At 70.9% G+C, this 17,238-nt stretch carries 14 protein-coding genes; 11 read left to right on the top strand and 3 right to left on the bottom strand.

Translation table 11 applies throughout. The features are described from left to right. Nucleotides 1-82: 82 nt before the first annotated feature. Together ACFYUY_RS16210 and ACFYUY_RS16215 are read right to left on the bottom strand one after the other, a co-directional pair. On the bottom strand, nucleotides 83-1,720 hold the full coding sequence (locus tag ACFYUY_RS16210; protein WP_360209129.1) for a transporter: 1,638 nt from the start codon (nucleotides 1,718-1,720) through the stop codon (nucleotides 83-85). Then, nucleotides 1,717-2,580 carry an ABC transporter ATP-binding protein gene (locus ACFYUY_RS16215; protein ID WP_360209126.1) on the bottom strand — a complete coding sequence of 288 codons (864 nt, stop codon included), beginning with the start codon at nucleotides 2,578-2,580 and terminating at the stop codon, nucleotides 1,717-1,719. Before ACFYUY_RS16215 ends, ACFYUY_RS16210 begins: the two co-directional genes overlap by 4 nt. Nucleotides 2,581-3,177: 597 nt before the next feature. Between ACFYUY_RS16215 and rpsL the strand changes: the two genes are divergently transcribed. The 10 genes from rpsL to ACFYUY_RS16265 all read left to right on the top strand — a co-directional run bounded on the left by rpsL (nucleotide 3,178) and on the right by ACFYUY_RS16265 (nucleotide 14,039). Further along, nucleotides 3,178-3,549 carry a 30S ribosomal protein S12 gene (gene rpsL / locus ACFYUY_RS16220; RefSeq protein WP_360209123.1) on the top strand — a complete coding sequence of 124 codons (372 nt, stop codon included), beginning with the start codon at nucleotides 3,178-3,180 and terminating at the stop codon, nucleotides 3,547-3,549. Nucleotides 3,550-3,551: 2 nt separating this feature from the next. Then, a complete protein-coding gene (rpsG, locus tag ACFYUY_RS16225) occupies nucleotides 3,552-4,022 on the top strand; it encodes a 30S ribosomal protein S7 (RefSeq protein WP_030055803.1) in 471 nt (156 codons plus the stop codon). 39 nt (nucleotides 4,023-4,061) lie between these two features. Then, nucleotides 4,062-6,167, top strand: coding sequence for an elongation factor G (gene fusA / locus ACFYUY_RS16230; protein ID WP_360209121.1), 2,106 nt, complete (start codon nucleotides 4,062-4,064; stop codon nucleotides 6,165-6,167). Between the two features lie 234 nt (nucleotides 6,168-6,401). After that, a complete protein-coding gene (gene tuf, locus ACFYUY_RS16235) occupies nucleotides 6,402-7,595 on the top strand; it encodes an elongation factor Tu (RefSeq protein WP_326846505.1) in 1,194 nt (397 codons plus the stop codon). A 186-nt stretch (nucleotides 7,596-7,781) separates the two neighbouring features. Beyond that, nucleotides 7,782-8,741, top strand: a complete 960-nt coding sequence (locus ACFYUY_RS16240) for a glycosyltransferase family 2 protein (RefSeq protein WP_387901113.1) — start codon at nucleotides 7,782-7,784, stop codon at nucleotides 8,739-8,741. After that, on the top strand, nucleotides 8,738-9,163 hold the full coding sequence (locus tag ACFYUY_RS16245) for a GtrA family protein (RefSeq protein WP_360209115.1): 426 nt from the start codon (nucleotides 8,738-8,740) through the stop codon (nucleotides 9,161-9,163). Before ACFYUY_RS16240 ends, ACFYUY_RS16245 begins: the two co-directional genes overlap by 4 nt. A 173-nt stretch (nucleotides 9,164-9,336) precedes the next feature. Continuing rightward, nucleotides 9,337-11,412 carry a hypothetical protein gene (locus ACFYUY_RS16250; protein WP_360209113.1) on the top strand — a complete coding sequence of 692 codons (2,076 nt, stop codon included), beginning with the start codon at nucleotides 9,337-9,339 and terminating at the stop codon, nucleotides 11,410-11,412. 124 nt (nucleotides 11,413-11,536) lie between these two features. Then, complete coding sequence (locus tag ACFYUY_RS16255) at nucleotides 11,537-12,868, top strand: hypothetical protein (RefSeq protein ID WP_387901118.1); 1,332 nt, start codon at nucleotides 11,537-11,539, stop codon at nucleotides 12,866-12,868. A 107-nt stretch (nucleotides 12,869-12,975) separates the two neighbouring features. Then, complete coding sequence (locus tag ACFYUY_RS16260; RefSeq protein ID WP_360209108.1) at nucleotides 12,976-13,665, top strand: glycosyltransferase family 2 protein; 690 nt, start codon at nucleotides 12,976-12,978, stop codon at nucleotides 13,663-13,665. Further along, complete coding sequence (locus ACFYUY_RS16265) at nucleotides 13,662-14,039, top strand: DUF2304 domain-containing protein (RefSeq protein ID WP_360209106.1); 378 nt, start codon at nucleotides 13,662-13,664, stop codon at nucleotides 14,037-14,039. Before ACFYUY_RS16260 ends, ACFYUY_RS16265 begins: the two co-directional genes overlap by 4 nt. Nucleotides 14,040-14,141: 102 nt before the next feature. On the opposite strand, the gene ACFYUY_RS16270 is transcribed toward ACFYUY_RS16265, so the two are convergent. Then, on the bottom strand, nucleotides 14,142-15,896 hold the full coding sequence (locus tag ACFYUY_RS16270; protein WP_387901122.1) for a hypothetical protein: 1,755 nt from the start codon (nucleotides 15,894-15,896) through the stop codon (nucleotides 14,142-14,144). 422 nt (nucleotides 15,897-16,318) lie between these two features. Here ACFYUY_RS16270 and ACFYUY_RS16275 point away from each other — a divergent pair, with 422 nt between their 5' ends. After that, nucleotides 16,319-17,212, top strand: a complete 894-nt coding sequence (locus tag ACFYUY_RS16275; RefSeq protein ID WP_360209101.1) for a glycosyltransferase — start codon at nucleotides 16,319-16,321, stop codon at nucleotides 17,210-17,212. Nucleotides 17,213-17,238 lie beyond the last annotated feature (26 nt).

Consider the following 17,238-nt stretch of genomic DNA (forward strand, 5'->3'; position numbering starts at 1 on the left):
GTCCGGCCCTCCCGCCCATGATGCCGGAGCGCCCGGCCTCCCCGAGGGGGCCGGGCGCTCCGCACGGGCCTGAAGGCGGGTCCTAGCGTTCGACGGCCTTGGCGAGGATCTCCGGCGCACGCTCCAGCAGCCGTCGGGCCGCGAAGCGGACGCCGAGCACGGCGACCAGGGCCCCGTAGAGCGGGCCGAGCGGCAGCAGCGGCCAGGTCGGGCCGTCGGAGAGCAGCGCCCAGGCCAGGTAGCCGCCCACCGGCAGGGCGAGCACCGCCACCCCGACCATCGAGCCGAACTGGTTGACCAGCAGCAGCCCGCCCTGCCCGGGGGCGGCGTTGCGCATCGGGTTGCCGTCGGCCGGCATCGTGTACGGCGCGAGCACGCTGAGCGTCGCGCCGAGTGCGACGCCGCAGCCGAGCAGCGCCAGTGCCAGGCCGACCGCGGACGGCAGGCCGGCCCAGTCGCCGGTGACGGAGGCCAGCAGGAGCCCGAGCACCAGCGTCACCGGGACGGCGTAGGAGAGCACCGCGTAGGCCCGGCCGCGCAGCTCGTCCCGGGCGTCGGCCGGGGTGAGCAGGGTCGCCGCGACCATCCAGAACGCAGAGCCGTCCATGCCGAACAGGTTGAGCATCTGCAGCCCGAGGAACATCCCGGTCATCGCCAGCAGGTAGACGCTCGGCCAGCCCTGGACGACCGACAGCAGGCAGATCACCACCGTCATGCCGATGCTGGTGAACACCGCGGCCTTGGCGCGCGGCTCGCGCCAGGCGTACCGGAGGTGGCGCTGCATCACCGCGCCGACGCGGCCGTCGGGCAGCAGGCGCCAGCCGCCCGTGCCGCGCACCCCGCGGGCCACCTCCAGGGTCGAGGAGTCGGCGGTGACCATCAGCTCCTGGAGGCTGGCGCGCCACCAGCGCAGCAGCAGGGCGAGCAGCGCCCCGGCCGAGGCGAGCTGGAGCAGCGCCAGCCCGTACCGGCCCTCGCCGGCGGTGCGGGCCGCGTCGGCCGCGCCGATCGGCGGGATCCACCGCAGCACCGAGGCGATCGGGGCCAGCGGGCTGAGGTCGAGGTGCTGGCCGGGGCGCCCGAAGACGCTCTGCGAGCCGACGTTGGCGGCCTGGGCGAGCAGGGCGAAGAGCAGGCCGCCGAAGATCGCGAAGTCCTTGCCGCGCCGGCTGGAGAGCATCCGGGCGTTGCCCGCGGCCACCGCGCGGGAGAGCGTGACCAGGCAGAGCACGGCGAGCGGCACGCCGACCACGGCGGCCGCCGCCGAGGCGGCGCCGTCGGCGCCGGACAGCGCCGCGCCGGTCACCAGCACCAGGCTGACCACCGGGCCGGGCCCGATCAGTGCGGCCAGCAGCGACCCGCGCAGCAGCGGGCCGGGCCGCAGCGGCAGCATGGTGAGCCGGGTCGGGTCGGCGCTCTCGTCGCTGGAGAACAGGAACAGCGGCAGTGCGGCCCAGCCGAGGGTGAGGACGCCGAGCAGCATCACCCCGGCGTCCCCGGAGCCGGCGAACCGCCCGTTCAGCAGGGCGAGGGCGAGGGCGATGCCGGCCGCGAAGGCCAGGCCGACGACGCCGCCGATGACGTACACGGCCGTCCGGCCGGGGCTGCGGCGCAGGCCGTTGCGCAGCAGCCGCAGCTTGAGCGCGACCAGGGCGCGGACGACGGTGCCGCCGTCGGGCACGCCGGCGGTGCGGGCGGATGTGGTGGCGGTGGTGGTCACCGGTCGCCCCCGGTCTGGTCGCCGCCGGTCCGGCCGCCGCCGTGGTGGTCGCCGCCGGTCCGGCCGCCGCCGAGCCAGCCGAGCGCCTGGCCGTCGTCCTCGCGCACGCCGATCAGGTCGAGGAAGGCCTCGTGCAGGCTGCGCCCGTCGCGGACGGCGTCCAGCGGGCCCTGGGCGATCACCCGGCCGGCGTTGACCACGGCGACCCAGTCGCAGAGCTGCTCGACGAGCTCCATCACGTGGCTGGAGAAGACCACCGTGGAGCCGGCCGCGGCGTACCGCTTGAGCACGCCGCGGATGGTCTGCGCGGAGACCGGGTCGACGCCCTCGAAGGGCTCGTCGAGGAAGAGCACGTCGGGGTTGTGCAGCAGGGCGGCGGCCAGGCCGATCTTCTTGCGCATGCCGGTGGAGTAGTCGGCGACCAGCTTGTCGGCGTCCCGGGCGAGGTCCAGGACGGCCAGCAGCTCCTCGGCCCGGCGGTCCACCTCGGGGCCGGGCAGGCCGCGCAGCCGCCCGTTGTACTGGAGCAGTTCGCGGCCGCTGAGCCGCTCGAACATCCGCAGGCCCTCGGGGAGGATGCCGATCCGGGCCTTCACCGCGACGGGGTCGGCCCAGACGTCGCCGCCGTGGACGAGGACGGTGCCCTGGTCGGGCCGGAGCAGGCCGGTGACCATGGACAGGGTGGTGGTCTTGCCGGCGCCGTTCGGGCCGACCAGGCCGATGAACGCACCGGCGGGCAGCTCCAGGCTGAGTCCGGCGACGGCGGCCTGCCCGCCGAAGTGCTTCCACAACCCCTGGATGCTGACGGCGGGCGGAGGGACGGATCCGGGTCGGTCGGACGGCGGCGCTGACGCCTGCATGGCGGCCTTCTCTGTTCGTGGTCGGTCGTCTTCTGGCCCAGCCTGGCACCGGCCGAACGGGCTGTCGCCCGCTTTGAGCATCCCCTGAGCGACTGGGCCGAACGAGGGGGCGCGCCGTGTCCGCGGCGGGTTCCGGCGGGTGCGCCGCGGCGCCCCGGCACCCGGCGCGCCGCCGCCCGGGAGGGGCCGCGGGCGGAGCGGCCCGGGTGGCGGCGGCCGTCCGGCTGTGGTAGAGCGGTTGGAGGGCGGCCGGACACCGGGTGGTCGTGCGCGGGACACTCCCGCGACATCCGGCCGATGGCCGCGACCTGCGGCGTTGCATTTGTTTTGACCGCGCCCGATGCGCTAGGTACGCTCTGACCTTGTGCCTGGGGTGTCCCCGGGTCCTTGTGCGTGCATGCACACCGGTCGCCGCGCCGAGCCGGAGCGCCTTCCAGCGCCCCGCGCGTTGAGCGCCGTCGCTGTACATCAGCCATGGGATTCCGTGTCGGAATAAGCCCAACACACCCGACCGCGTGGGTCGACCACGGGGCCGTGTGTGAGGGATCACCGCAGGTTAGTTCCACCAAGCCTTGGCACACAGAAAACGGAGAAACGGTGCCTACGATCCAGCAGCTGGTCCGAAAGGGCCGGCAGGACAAGGTCGAGAAGAACAAGACTCCCGCGCTGAACGGCTCCCCGCAGCGCCGTGGGGTCTGCACGCGTGTGTACACGACCACCCCGAAGAAGCCGAACTCGGCTCTCCGCAAGGTCGCCCGTGTGCGCCTCACCAGCGGGATCGAGGTCACCGCTTACATCCCGGGCGAGGGCCACAACCTGCAGGAGCACTCCATCGTGCTGGTGCGCGGTGGTCGTGTGAAGGACCTTCCTGGTGTCCGCTACAAGATCATCCGCGGTTCGCTTGACACCCAGGGTGTCAAGAACCGCAAGCAGGCTCGCAGCCGCTACGGCGCCAAGAAGGAGAAGTAAGAATGCCTCGTAAGGGCCCCGCCCCGAAGCGCCCGGTCATCATCGACCCGGTTTACGGCTCCCCGGTCGTCACCCAGCTGGTCAACAAGATCCTGCTGCACGGCAAGCGCTCCACCGCCGAGCGGATCGTCTACGGCGCCCTCGAGGGCGTCCGTGAGAAGACCGGCTCGGACCCGGTCGTGACGCTGAAGCGCGCGCTGGAGAACGTCAAGCCGGCCCTCGAGGTCAAGTCCCGCCGTGTCGGTGGCGCGACCTACCAGGTTCCGGTCGAGGTCCGTCCGGGCCGCGCCAGCACCCTGGCGCTGCGCTGGATGGTCGGTTACTCCCGCGCCCGTCGCGAGAAGACCATGACCGAGCGCCTGATGAACGAGATCCTCGACGCCAGCAACGGCCTGGGCGCTTCCGTGAAGCGTCGCGAGGACACCCACAAGATGGCCGAGTCCAACAAGGCCTTCGCGCACTACCGCTGGTAGTCCGTACCCCGTCACTAGACAGAGAGAGAACGAGCCACCATGGCTGCAACCTCCCTTGACCTCGCCAGGGTCCGCAACATCGGGATCATGGCGCACATCGACGCGGGCAAGACCACCACCACCGAGCGGATCCTGTTCTACACCGGTGTCTCGTACAAGATCGGTGAGGTCCACGATGGCGCTGCCACCATGGACTGGATGGAGCAGGAGCAGGAGCGCGGCATCACGATCACGTCGGCCGCGACGACCTGTCACTGGACGGTCGACGGCGTCGACAACACCATCAACATCATCGACACCCCGGGTCACGTCGACTTCACCGTCGAGGTGGAGCGTTCGCTGCGCGTCCTCGACGGTGCCGTGACGGTGTTCGACGGTGTCGCCGGTGTCGAGCCCCAGTCCGAGACCGTGTGGCGGCAGGCTGACCGCTACAGCGTCCCGCGCATCTGCTTCATCAACAAGCTGGACCGCACGGGCGCGAACTTCTTCTTCTGCGTCGACACCATCGTGGAGCGCCTCGGCGCGACCCCGCTGGTGATGCAGCTCCCGATCGGTGCCGAGGCGGACTTCAAGGGCGTCGTCGACCTGGTCCGCATGAAGGCCCTGGTCTGGTCCGCCGAGGCCGCCAAGGGCGAGATGTACGACATCGTCGACATCCCGGCCGAGCTGCAGGAGCAGGCGAACGAGTACCGCGAGCGTCTCCTGGACGAGGTGTCGAACGTCAGCGATGACGTGATGATGCTCGCCATGGAGGGCGAAGAGGTCCCCGAGGAGCTGCTCTACACGGCGATCCGCAAGGGCACCCTGGAGTCGGCCTTCACGCCGATCTTCTGCGGCACCGCGTTCAAGAACAAGGGCGTGCAGCCCCTGCTCGACGCGGTCGTCAAGTACCTGCCGTCGCCGCTGGACATCGAGTCGATCGAGGGCACCAAGCCCAACGACCCGGAGACCACGATCTCCCGCAAGGCCTCGGACGACGAGCCGCTGGCCGCGCTGGCGTTCAAGATCATGTCCGACCCGCACCTGGGCAAGCTCACCTTCGTCCGGATCTACTCCGGCCGCCTGGAGTCCGGCACCTCGGTGCTGAACGCCGTGAAGGGCAAGAAGGAGCGCATCGGCAAGATCTACCGCATGCACGCGAACAAGCGTGAGGAGATCGAGTCGGTGGGCGCCGGCGACATCGTCGCCGTCATGGGCCTGAAGCAGACCACCACCGGTGAGACGCTGGCCGACGAGAAGAACCCGGTCATCCTGGAGTCCATGGACTTCCCGGCCCCGGTCATCCGCGTCGCCATCGAGCCCAAGTCCAAGGGTGACCAGGAGCGTCTGGGTATCGCCATCCAGCGCCTCGCCGAGGAGGACCCGTCCTTCCAGGTCAACACGGACGAGGAGACCGGCCAGACCATCATCGCGGGTATGGGCGAGCTGCACCTCGAGGTGCTGGTCGACCGTATGAAGCGTGAGTTCAAGGTCGAGGCCAACGTCGGCAAGCCGCAGGTCGCGTACCGCGAGACGATCCGTCAGGCCGTCGAGCGCATCGACTACACCCACAAGAAGCAGACCGGTGGTTCCGGTCAGTTCGCCAAGGTGCAGATCGCGATCGAGCCGATCGAGTCCGGCGAGGGCTACGAGTTCCAGAACCTGGTCACCGGTGGCCGCGTTCCGCGCGAGTACATCCCGTCGGTCGACGCCGGTGCGCAGGAGGCCATGGAGTTCGGTGTGCTCGCCGGCTACCCGCTCCAGGGTGTCCGCGTGAAGCTGCTCGACGGCCAGGCCCACGACGTGGACTCCTCCGAGCTCGCGTTCAAGATCGCCGGTTCCATGGCGTTCAAGGAAGGCGCGCGGAAGGCCAAGCCGGTCCTCCTCGAGCCGATGATGGCCGTCGAGGTCACCACGCCCGAGGACTACATGGGCGACGTGATCGGCGACATCAACTCTCGCCGTGGCCAGATCCGGTCCATGGACGAGCGTCACGGTGCCCGCGTCGTCACGGCGCTGGTGCCGCTCTCCGAGATGTTCGGCTACGTCGGTGATCTGCGCAGCAAGACCTCTGGTCGCGCGAGCTACTCGATGCAGTTCGACTCGTACGCCGAGGTGCCGAAGGCCGTGGCGGAGGAGATCATCGCCAAGGCCAAGGGCGAGTAAGGACCGGCACCAGCCGGTTCCCTACCCGAGGCCGCGAACGTCCCGACATTCGGGACGATTGCGAACCCTTAGGCTATTAGGAGGCGTCCCGGGAGGATCCGGTCGGATTCTCCCGGGTGCCTCCGGCCCCCACCCGCGGGACGGTGCGGAGTGCTCAGGCACCCCGGGCCCAATCCCGATCAAAGACCAACTGACGTCAGCACGGCGTACAGAACTGTCCTCAGGAGGACTGCAGTGGCGAAGGCGAAGTTCGAGCGGACGAAGCCCCACGTCAACATCGGCACCATCGGTCACATTGACCACGGTAAGACGACCCTTACCGCGGCCATCACCAAGGTGCTGCACGACGCGTACCCGGAGATCAACCCCTTCACGCCGTTCGACCAGATCGACAAGGCGCCGGAGGAGCGGCAGCGCGGTATCACCATCTCGATCGCGCACGTCGAGTACCAGACCGAGGCGCGTCACTACGCCCACGTCGACTGCCCGGGTCACGCGGACTACATCAAGAACATGATCACCGGTGCGGCCCAGATGGACGGTGCGATCCTCGTCGTCGCCGCCACCGACGGCCCGATGCCGCAGACCAAGGAGCACGTCCTCCTGGCCCGCCAGGTCGGCGTCCCCTACATCGTCGTCGCCCTGAACAAGGCCGACATGGTGGACGACGAGGAGATCCTGGAGCTCGTCGAGCTCGAGGTCCGTGAGCTCCTCTCCGAGTACGAGTTCCCGGGCGACGACCTGCCGGTCGTCCGCGTCTCCGCGCTGAAGGCGCTGGAGGGCGACAAGGAGTGGGGCGAGAAGCTCCTCGGCCTGATGCACGCCGTCGACGAGGCCATCCCGACCCCGGCCCGCGCCGTGGACCAGCCGTTCCTGATGCCGATCGAGGACGTCTTCACGATCACCGGTCGTGGCACCGTCGTCACCGGCCGCATCGAGCGTGGCATCCTCAAGGTCAACGAGACTGTCGACATCATCGGCATCAAGGAGACCAAGACCACCACCACGGTCACCGGCATCGAGATGTTCCGCAAGCTGCTCGACGAGGGCCAGGCCGGTGAGAACGTCGGTCTGCTGCTCCGTGGCATCAAGCGCGAGGACGTCGAGCGCGGCCAGGTCATCATCAAGCCGGGTTCGGTTACCCCGCACACCGACTTCGAGGCCCAGGCCTACATCCTGTCGAAGGACGAGGGTGGCCGCCACACCCCGTTCTTCAACAACTACCGCCCGCAGTTCTACTTCCGTACCACGGACGTGACCGGCGTCGTGACCCTCCCCGAGGGCACCGAGATGGTCATGCCGGGCGACAACACCGGCATGACGGTCGCGCTGATCCAGCCGATCGCCATGGAGGAGGGCCTGAAGTTCGCCATCCGTGAGGGTGGCCGCACCGTCGGCGCCGGCCAGGTCACCAAGATCATCAAGTAATCGGTGTTCTGACCTGCCTGCACCGCTCAGGCGAACCGAAGGGCTCCGCACACGCGAGTGTGCGGAGCCCTTCGGCCTTCATCCGGCCCTCACCCGCCCCCGGTCGCTCTCACGGGTCGCTCATGGCCGGCTGTTATTGTCGGGCCACCGTCCAGCCCCGCCGTCGCGGAAAGTGGGATCCAACGCATGCCTACGGCACCACTGTTGTCGGTCGTGATGCCGATCTACAACGAGCAGGAGGCGCTCCCCTTCACCGTCGAGCGGCTGCGGCCGATCCTGGACGGGCTCGGGACCGACTACGAGGTCGTGGGCGTCGACGACGGCAGCACGGACGCCACGCCCGTCCTGATGCAGAAGATCCGGCAGGACTGGCCGGAGTTCCGCATCGTCCGCTTCGCCCGCAACTCCGGGCACCAGGCCGCGCTCACCGCCGGCATCCACCGGGCCCTCGGCGACTACGTGGTGAGCATCGACGCCGACCTGCAGGACCCGCCGGAGAAGATCCCGGAGATGCTCGACCTGGCCCGCGAGCAGGGCCTCGACGTGGTCTACGGCGTCCGCGGGGACCGCGGCACCGACACCGCCTTCAAGCGCCGGACGGCCGGCGCCTACTACTGGCTGATGCGCCGGCTGGTCGGCAAGCGGATGCCCAACCAGGCCGGCGACTTCCGGATGCTCAGCCGCGCGGCCGTGGAGGCCCTCAAGCAGCTGCCCGAGCACCAGCCGGTCTACCGGCTGCTGGTGCCGTGGCTCGGCTTCCCCAGCGGCGAGGTGGTGTACGTCCGCGAGGAGCGGGTGGCCGGCGGCACCCACTACCCGCTGTCCAAGATGCTCCGGCTGGCGCTGGACAGCGTCACCAACTTCTCCGCCGCCCCGCTGCGGCTCGCCACCTGGCTGGGCCTGGTGAGCTTCGTGGTCTGCATCGGCCTCGGGGTCTACACCACCGTCTCCTACGTGCTCGGCGCGACCGTACCGGGCTGGGCGTCGCTGTTCATCGGCATGCTGTTCATCGGCGCCGTGCAGCTGATCTGCGTCGGACTGCTGGGGGAGTACGTCGGCAGGATCTACTCGGCGGTGCAGGCCCGGCCGACCTACTTCGTCGGCTACGACTCGGCCGAGGACGACGAGCGGGGCCGGGGCCGGTGACCGTCGTCGAGGAGGAGGCGTCCGAGCCCGCTCCGCCGACCCGCCGTCAACTGCCGTCCTTCCTGGTCATCGGCGTCCTCAGCACCCTCTTCTACCTGGGGCTCTTCGTCGCCGCGCGGTGGTTCACCGACCCGCAGGCGGCCAACCTGATCGCGCTGGCCGTCAGCGCGGTGGCCAACACCGCAGCCAACCGGCGGTTCACCTTCGGGGTGACCGGCGCGCAGGGGATGGTCCGGCACCAACTGCAGGGCGCGGTGGCCTTCCTGATCGGACTCGGTCTCAGCGCGGGCGTACTCGCCCTGCTCGACCAGGTCGCGCCGGACGCCTCCCGACCGGTCGAGGTGGCCGGACTGGTCGTCGCCAACGGCCTCGCCACGGTGGCCCGCTTCGTGCTGCTGAAGGTCTGGGTGTTCCGCGGCTGAACGGCGTTGCTCCGGACGGTTCGCAGACCGTGCACCCGGGGCCCTGAGCCGCTGTCGGCAAGGGCCTACTCGGTATGCTGGGCGCTCGTAGCCTGCCCGCTCACGGTAGAGGAAGTCCGCACCCGGCTGGGGGAGACGGGCGGCAGGGACTCCGACCGAAGGGGCACGGCACCGTGTCGACCGTACATTCCACGCCCGAGCGCGAGCGCGAGGCCTCGCGACCGACCTCGCCGCCGGGGCCGCCACCCGCCCCGACCGGCGGGGGGCGGCCCGGCCGCCGCAGCCCGCTCGTGCTGGCCGGGGGGCTCGCACTGTCCTGGCTGGTGCCGGCCGGGCTGGTCACGCTGCACCTGGGCGTGGTGCTGCTGCCGCTGCTGCTGCTCGCGATAGCCGCCGTGATCAGGGTCGGCGGCGTGCTGCTGGACCGGCTGTTCGTGGCCGGGCTGCTGCTGGCCGGCTCGGTGCTGACCTTCGGCCTGCTCTTCTCGCTCTGGCCGTGGGGCCTGTCGCCGATCCCCACCACCGGTCTGATGTTCAGCGTGGTGACGGTGGCGGCCTGGGCCGCCCGCCGCGCGCCGCGGCTGCCGGTGCGCTTCCGCTGGTCCGACCTGCTGGTCCTGGGCACCGGCTACGGCATCTGGCACTACCTCTTCCACCCCGTCGCGGGGACGTCGGCGGCCGAGCGGGTCGCGCTGTTCGCCACCTCCGAGGACCGCCTCGCGCACTTCTCCTTCTTCTCCGGCATCCAGGGCGTCGGCGGCTTCAACTTCCTCCACCAGGAGGCCGCCCGGAACTTCCTGATCCCGCCGTCCGAGGTGACGTACCCGCAGGGCTCGCACTTCCTGCTGGCCTGGGTCGACGCGGTGGTCCACTCCGGCGCCGACCCCGGCGACATGCTCTACACGATGAACCGGTACTTCCTGTACCTGCTGCTGGCCTACGCGCTGTTCTGCGCCGCGCTGGTCTGGGCCGCCCGGTGGATCGCCGGGCCGCGGCTGTACGGGTGGCGGTGCGCCGCGGTGTGCGCGAGCGTCGGCGCCCTCATGTTCGCGAGCAACTACACGGACCTGCTGATCCACGGCTTCGACTCGACCTTCATCGGCCTGCTGCTGATCGCGCTCGCGCTCGCCGTGCTGATCCGCCCCGCGATGGGCCCCGTCGAGTTCCTGCTGGCCGCCTCGGCCGGTCTGATCACCGTCACCTACACCTACAACATCTACGGCGCCTTCGTGGGCGTGGCCCTGCTGGGCGCGGTGGTGGTGCACCGGCGCAGGCTCCCGTGGAGCTGGTGGTGGACCGCCGGCGCGCTGGCGTGCGCGCTGGGCGTGGCGGCGCTGCCGAGCGTCCTCTCGCTGATGGGCGACCTGGACGTGGCCGGCGCCTCGAACATGAGCGGCCCGAGCGTCGAGGCCGACCGCGCGGTGCTGATCGGCGGCGGGCTGCTCGGCCTGCTCGCCGCGGCCATGCCGCGCTACCGCAGGACCGCCTCCGGCCAGGCCCACCTCGCGGTGCTGCTCGGCACCGGCGCGCTGCTCAGCGCCTTCGCCGCGTACCAGCTGCACAGCATCGGGCGGTACTCCTACTACATCCACAAGATGACGGCCGTCGGCGTCGTGGTCAGCCTGATCTCGCTCGGCGCCGTCGGGATCGCCCTCCAGCCCGCGTACCGGGGGAGCGCCCGCACGCTGCGGCGGCGGGCCGGCGAGCTGGTGGCCTCCGGGCTGGCCGTGGCCGCCGCGCTCAGCCTCTTCGCCAACGTGCAGTGGGGCTTCCTGACCACCGAGGACAACCCCTCGGCGTGGTCCGGCAACCGGCTGGTGGTCTGGGGGCGCGGCGAGTTCAAGGGGGACATGGGCCCCAAGGGCGCGGCGGCGCTGGACATCCCGAGCGCGGGCCCGGTGATCGTGCTCTTCGCCAACGACGACTACAAGAACCTCAAGGCCACCTGGCTCGCCTCGCTGATGAACCGGCGTGGCGGCGACATGGCGGCGCTCTACGACATCCACTGGGTGTCGATCGGCGGCCCCCAGGTGAAGGAGGAGGACTACCAGAAGTCGATGGGTCGCCTCAAGGGCGCCATCGCCAAGCTCCCGGCCGCGCCGGTGCGGCCGACCATCGTGACCGCGGACCGGTCGGTGGGCGAACGGATCAAGCGGGACCTGGCCGCGGCCGGTGTCACGGTGACGGTGCTGAGCGATCCTCAGAACCTCTGGACGGAGCCGTGGGGCCGTACCTTCCCCGGTGGCTGACGGTGGGACCCACCGTCATCGGATGTTCACGCCCACCCGCTACTATTCACAGCAATCGCACGGCCGGGCCGGCCTCGTGCGGAGACGTGTGGCAAGGTCGGCCGATGAATTCGGTGATCATGTGATGAAGAACCCGATCGCCAAGCTGCTTGGGGTCCTACCCCCGGGGGCGCGGCTCGTGGTCGGTGGGACGGTCGTGCTCGGCGCCTCGGCGTACGTCTACATGGCGCTCGTGGGCTACAGCCTCGGGACGGCCGGCGCAGCCAGGGTGACGATGCTCTGGACCATCGTGATGTCGATCGGCTGGGGCCTGTTCCAGCCCGTCGAGCTCGAACTGACGCGCCTGGTCGCCGCCCGCAAGGTGGCCGGGCACGGCGCGCTGCCGGCGGTCCGGCGGATGCTGCTGCTCGCCCTGGCCATCCTCGCGGCGGCCTGCGCCCTGCTGGCCGCCGCCGCGGGCCCGATCGCCGACCAGCTGTTCGGTGGCGACCGCACGCTCGTGGTGGCGCTCGCCGGCGGCATGGCGGGCCTCGCGGTGAGCTCGGTCTCCCGCGGCGCGCTGGCCGGCCTCGGCCTGTTCGGGCCCTACGGCACCCAGCTGGCCGTCGACGGCGCCCTGCGCATCGGCCTGGCCGCGCTGACCGCCGCGATCGGACTGCACTCGGCACTGGCCTTCGGCCTGATCCTGGTGGTCGCCCCCGTCGCCGCCTCGCTGATCGGCCTGCGCGGCATCCTCGCGGACCGCGCGCCCGGGCCCGAGGTCGCCTGGCGCCAGCTCACCGGCGGCCTCGGCCTGCTGATCGCCTCCGTGATGCTCAGCCAGCTGGTGGTCAACGCGACCGTCGTCTGCGTGCGCCTGCTGGCGCCGAAGCACTCCGAGGCCTCCGACGCCCTGGTCTTCGCCCTCGGCCAGGCCGTGGTGATGGCCCGCGTCCCGCTCTTCGCCTACAGCGCCCTGCAGGCCTCGATGGTCTCCGCGCTCTCCGGCGCCGCCGCGGCCGGCGACCACGCCGAGTTCCGCAAGGTGCTGACCCGCACCACCGCGATCGTCGCCGCGATGTGCATCGGCGGCGGCCTGCCGGTGATCGCCCTCGGCGCCTGGCTCAACCCGCTGCTCTTCAACGCCAAGGACCTGCTCGGCCCGCTGGACTTCGCGTGGCTCGTCCTCGGCACCCTCTGCTACGTCCTCGCGACGGTCTTCGGCCAGGCGCTGATGTCGAGCGGGCAGCACCGCCGGCAGCTGGTGGGCTGGTCCGCCGGTTCCGTAGCATTGGTAGCCGTCGCGCTCGCCCCCGGCGCCGTCGGCGTGCGCGCCGAGCTCGCGTACCTCGCCGGAGCGCTGGTCAGCGCCGTCCTGATGCTCTGGTCGCTGTACCGGGCGTTCCCCTCGCGTCCCGCCCCCGGGCACACCGGGCTGGACGACCGCGGTGCGGCCGAGCCGCTGCGGACCTCGTGAGGGCGGGGGACGTGACCGTGATTGGCCGACGACGCCCGTGATCACCACCGACGACAGACAGACCCAGGCACGCGCCGCCGTGCCGTTCGCCAAGCATGGAGCCCCCTGTGTCCGAGTATGACAACGTCTGGCTGGTGATCCCGGCCTACAACGAAGGCCAGGTGATCGCCGACGTCGTGGAAGGGGCACGCAAGACCTTCCCCAACATCGTGGTGATCGACGACGGCTGCACCGACGACACGGCCAAGCACGTCATGACGACCGGCGCGCACCTGGTGCGCCACCCGGTCAACCTGGGCCAGGGCGCCGCCCTGCAGACCGGCCTGCGGTACGCCCTGGAGCAGGAGGGCGCGGAGTACTTCGCCACCTTCGACGCGGACGGCCAGCACCAGACGGCCGACGTCGAGAAGATGGTCGCGCTGCTGCGCGGGGGCGAGGCCGACATCGTGCTCGGCTCCCGCTTCATCGAGCAGACCGGCCAGGTGCCGTGGATCAAGCGGGTCGTGCTCCGCACCGCCGCGGCCGTCAGCCCGACCGCCCGCAAGCTCAAGCTGACCGACGCGCACAACGGTCTGCGGGTGATGAACCGCGAGGCCGCCAGCCGGATCCGGATCACCATGAACGGCATGGCGCACGCCTCGGAGATCGTTTCCTTCCTCGCCGGCTCGGACCTCCGGGTCGCCGAGGTCCCGGTGGACATCCTCTACACCGACTACTCGCGCGCCAAGGGCCAGTCCCTGATCAACGGCGTGAACATCCTCTTCGACATCTCGCTGCGGGAGCGTAACCGCCGATGAATCACCTCTGGATTCAGCTGATCCTCGTCCTGGCCGCGGTGGCCATGGCCCTCCTGTTCGTCCGGCGCTGGGACGCCGCGAACACCCGGGCGTGGAAGCGCATCGCCTTCGCGCTGTTCGTGATCGCCAACGTGATCGCGATCCTGTGGCCGGCCGGCGTCACCAAGCTGGCCACCGCGCTGGGCGTGGGCCGCGGCACCGACCTGGTGCTCTACCTGATGGTGATCGCCATGGGCTTCCTGACGCTCAACACCTACCTGCGCTTCCGCTCGCTGGAGAAGAAGCTCACGGACCTGGCCCGTACGGTCGCCATCACCGAGGGCGTCCGCCACAACAACGACCGCCTCGACGCCCCGGTCGGCTCCGACCGCTGACCCGCCTCCCGCGGCGAGGGCCGAGGGCCGCGCGCCCGGCACCGACGGCCGAGGGCCGGCACCCCGAACGGGGTGCCGGCCCTCAGCCGTGTCCGGGGGCGCTCAGCCCCGGACCAGGGCCTCCACCAGGGTCTCCAGCCGACCGGCCCCCTTGGTGGTGGTGGGGGTGGGCTTGGGGGCGTGCGGGTACGGGCTGCCGCCCTCCTGGCAGCTCAGCACCCGGTACTCGGGCTTCTGCTGGTTCTCCTGGTCCTTCCTGATCTTCGCGGCCTGGTCGAAGACCGCCGGCGGCACCGGGTCGACGCACTGCGCGGCGTCCGCGTAGGGCGAGCAGACGCCGTTCAGCCCGCGCAGGACCTGGGCGGTGTGGGCGAGGTTGCCGGTGCTGTCGATCCGGGCGGCGGGCTCGGGCATGTACCGGCTGCCGGTGGACGAGCCGGCCATGCCGATCAGCAGGCCGAGCGCGCACAGCGAGGCCAGCGCGTAGCGGCGGGGCGTGCGCCCGGGCCGCTCGGGGTGCTCCCGGGGAACGGTCCGGTGCCGCCGTTCCAGGAGGCGCTCGACGCCGAGGAACAGGGCCAGACCGGTGAGCACGACGAAGCAGTAGAGCAGCTGCTGGTTGGTGCGCGGGTAGAGCATCACCGCCTGGTCCTTCCACATGTGGGAGGCGTACCAGTAGCGCATCAGGAAGGCGCTCGCCGCGGCGGCCGCGGTGGCCAGCACCACGGAGTTGCGCGGGCCGACCACGAGCGCGGCGGCGGCCCCGACCAGCAGCACGACGGCGAACAGGCCGACGCCGCCGATCTCGCCGGGCTGCGGCCAGGCGCCGAGCCCGAGGCCGCCGGGCATGTCGCCGCCCCACATCGTGAAGTAGCTGGGCTCCGTGTAGACGTCGAAGTAGCAGTAGCGGTCGACGGCGCCGCCCGCGGAGGAGAGGAACCGGGTGAGGTAGAAGCCGGACACCGCGAGGAAGACCGCGCCGGCCGAGCCGACCAGCAGCAGGGCCGTCACCAGGGCGGGGGTGCCGTGGGTGCGCCACTGGCGGACCAGCAGGACGAAGCCCATCAGCACCAGGCCGGCCGCGGACCAGACGAACCAGCCCGAGTACAGCAGGAACAGCAGCCCGAGCACCGCCCCGACGACGGCGCCCAGGACGGCCGCGCGGCGGCGGCCGAGGAGCTGGGAGCGCTGGATCAGCTGCAGCAGCTTGGCCAGCACCGGCAGCAGCCCGACCAGCACGATCGTGGTGTACGGCTTGTACGGGTCGGCCAGCGGGAGCGAGGCGGTGACGCCGATGCCGAGGGCCCACAGCGGGGGGAGGATGAGCCGCCAGGCCACGTAGGCCGTCGGTCCGAGCAGTGCGATGAACACCAGGCTGACGATCTTCAGCGCGTGGCCCGGGTCGCCGTCGGTGAAGTGCCGGGTGTACCAGCCGAGCAGGTGGGGGAAGAGCGGCGGGTAGGTGTCGTCGATCGGCTGGCCGTGGATGATGTTGAAGGCCCAGCCCTGGAGGACTCCGGCGTCGCCGCCCTGACCGCCGAGCGGCCAGGGGGTGCCGCGGAGTGCGAGCGAGACGGCCGCGGCGAGGACGCCGCTGGAGAGGCCGGCGAATATCGCGGCGCCGAATTGCAGCGGGAGCACCGGCCACCGGCGCATCACGAGCAGCAGAAGTCCGACGGTGCCGCCCATCGCGAGCAGCAGGACGAGTTGCAGACCGGCGAGTCCGCTGACCTGACCGACCCGCACCATGGGATCGACGTGGACGAACCGGGCCGCCCAGGTCATGAGCAGGGCGGCGGACACCCCGACGAAGCCCTCGACCGGGAGCCACCAGGCTGAACTCTGACGCCCGTTCATCCGTTGAACGGGAGGGGGAGTCACCGGTATCGCATGCGACCGCCGAGGCCTACTGGCGTGCTGCGGAACGCTGATGGTCATCGAGTGGAGCCCTTCAGAACCCGGATCGCCGGGGGCCGACATGTCGCTCCGAAGGTATCCTATTGGTCCAGACCACATTTGCGAAGGTGTGGATGTTTTGAAAACGGGGGAAATCCGGACATCGTCGGGACGATTCATTTCCGGGTCGCCCGCCGGACGCATTTCCGTGCGCCGGAATTTCCCTTTCGGGCCCCTTGCGCCGCGGTTCGCCCGGGCTCCGGGCCCGGGTGGGCGGACCGGCCGACGCACCGGCCGGGCAAAGCTGGTTGACTTGGCTCGCCCTGCGGCCGCGGCCGGGCGGCACCGAAGCGTGATCCAGGACCAGGAGGTGCGGCGCCGTTATGAGCGTCGATTTCGTCATCCCGTACTACGGCGACCCGGAGTACCTGTTCGCCACCATCGACAGCATCCGGGCCCAGCACCAGCAGGACTGGCGGCTGACCATCGTGGATGACCAGTACCCGGGCACCCGGGCGCTCGAGTACATCGAGAGCCTGGACGACGAACGGATCCGGTACGTCCGCAACGAGGAGCGGCTCGGCCCGAACGGCAACACCTACAAGGCCTCCACCCTGGCCGAGCGCGAGTTCGTCTCGATGATGGGCGCCGACGACCTGCTGGAGCCCGACTACCTGGACGTCGTCCTGGAGCGCCTGCGGGCCGACCCGACCGCGATCGCCGTCCAGCCCGGCGTGCGGGTGATGGACAGCGACGGGAACCTGGTGCCCGCGCTCGGCATCGGCGACAAGGTCAAGCGCCGGATCAGCGCCCCGGCCCGCAAGGCCGGCGTGATCGGCGGCGAGGCCGCGGTGAAGAGCCTGCTCTCCGGCAACTGGCTCTACACGCCGTCGCTCACCTACCGCCAGTCCGCGCTGTCGAAGATCCCGTACCGCCCGGACATCGACGCCATCCACGACCTCGCCTTCATGGTCGACATGCTGATGGAGGGCGGCAACCTGCTGGTCGACGAGCGCGAGGTGTTCCGCTACCGCCGCCACCAGGCCAGCGACTCCTCGAACCGGGTCAAGGACGGCAAGCGCTTCGACGAGGAGCTGCGCTACTACACGCTGATCTCCAAGGAGCTGCGCGCCAAGGGCTGGACGGCCGCGGCCCGCTCGGCGGACCTGCACCTCTCCTCCCGCCTGCACGCCCTGATGGTCGCCGCCGGGCGCCTCGGCGCGGGTGACTTCGCCCACGCCGGCGCCATGGTCGGCCGCGCCGTCCGCAGCAGCTGACCAGGCACTGAGCGGCCGTCGCGGGC

The organism is Kitasatospora sp. NPDC004745 (assembly GCF_042873275.1).
Taxonomy (GTDB): Bacteria; Actinomycetota; Actinomycetes; order Streptomycetales; family Streptomycetaceae; genus Kitasatospora.

Bases quoted from the DNA above. Each gene is read 5' to 3' on its own strand.
- ACFYUY_RS16265 (WP_360209106.1), top strand. From the start codon at position 13,662: ATGAATCACCTCTGGATTCAGCTGATCCTCGTCCTGGCCGCGGTGGCC.
- ACFYUY_RS16275 (WP_360209101.1), top strand. From the start codon at position 16,319: ATGAGCGTCGATTTCGTCATCCCGTACTACGGCGACCCGGAGTACCTG.
- ACFYUY_RS16255 (WP_387901118.1), top strand. From the start codon at position 11,537: ATGAAGAACCCGATCGCCAAGCTGCTTGGGGTCCTACCCCCGGGGGCG.
- ACFYUY_RS16240 (WP_387901113.1), top strand. From the start codon at position 7,782: ATGCCTACGGCACCACTGTTGTCGGTCGTGATGCCGATCTACAACGAG.
- rpsG (WP_030055803.1), top strand. From the start codon at position 3,552: ATGCCTCGTAAGGGCCCCGCCCCGAAGCGCCCGGTCATCATCGACCCG.
- ACFYUY_RS16215 (WP_360209126.1), bottom strand. From the start codon at position 2,580: ATGCAGGCGTCAGCGCCGCCGTCCGACCGACCCGGATCCGTCCCTCCG.
- ACFYUY_RS16270 (WP_387901122.1), bottom strand. From the start codon at position 15,896: ATGAACGGGCGTCAGAGTTCAGCCTGGTGGCTCCCGGTCGAGGGCTTC.
- fusA (WP_360209121.1), top strand. From the start codon at position 4,062: ATGGCTGCAACCTCCCTTGACCTCGCCAGGGTCCGCAACATCGGGATC.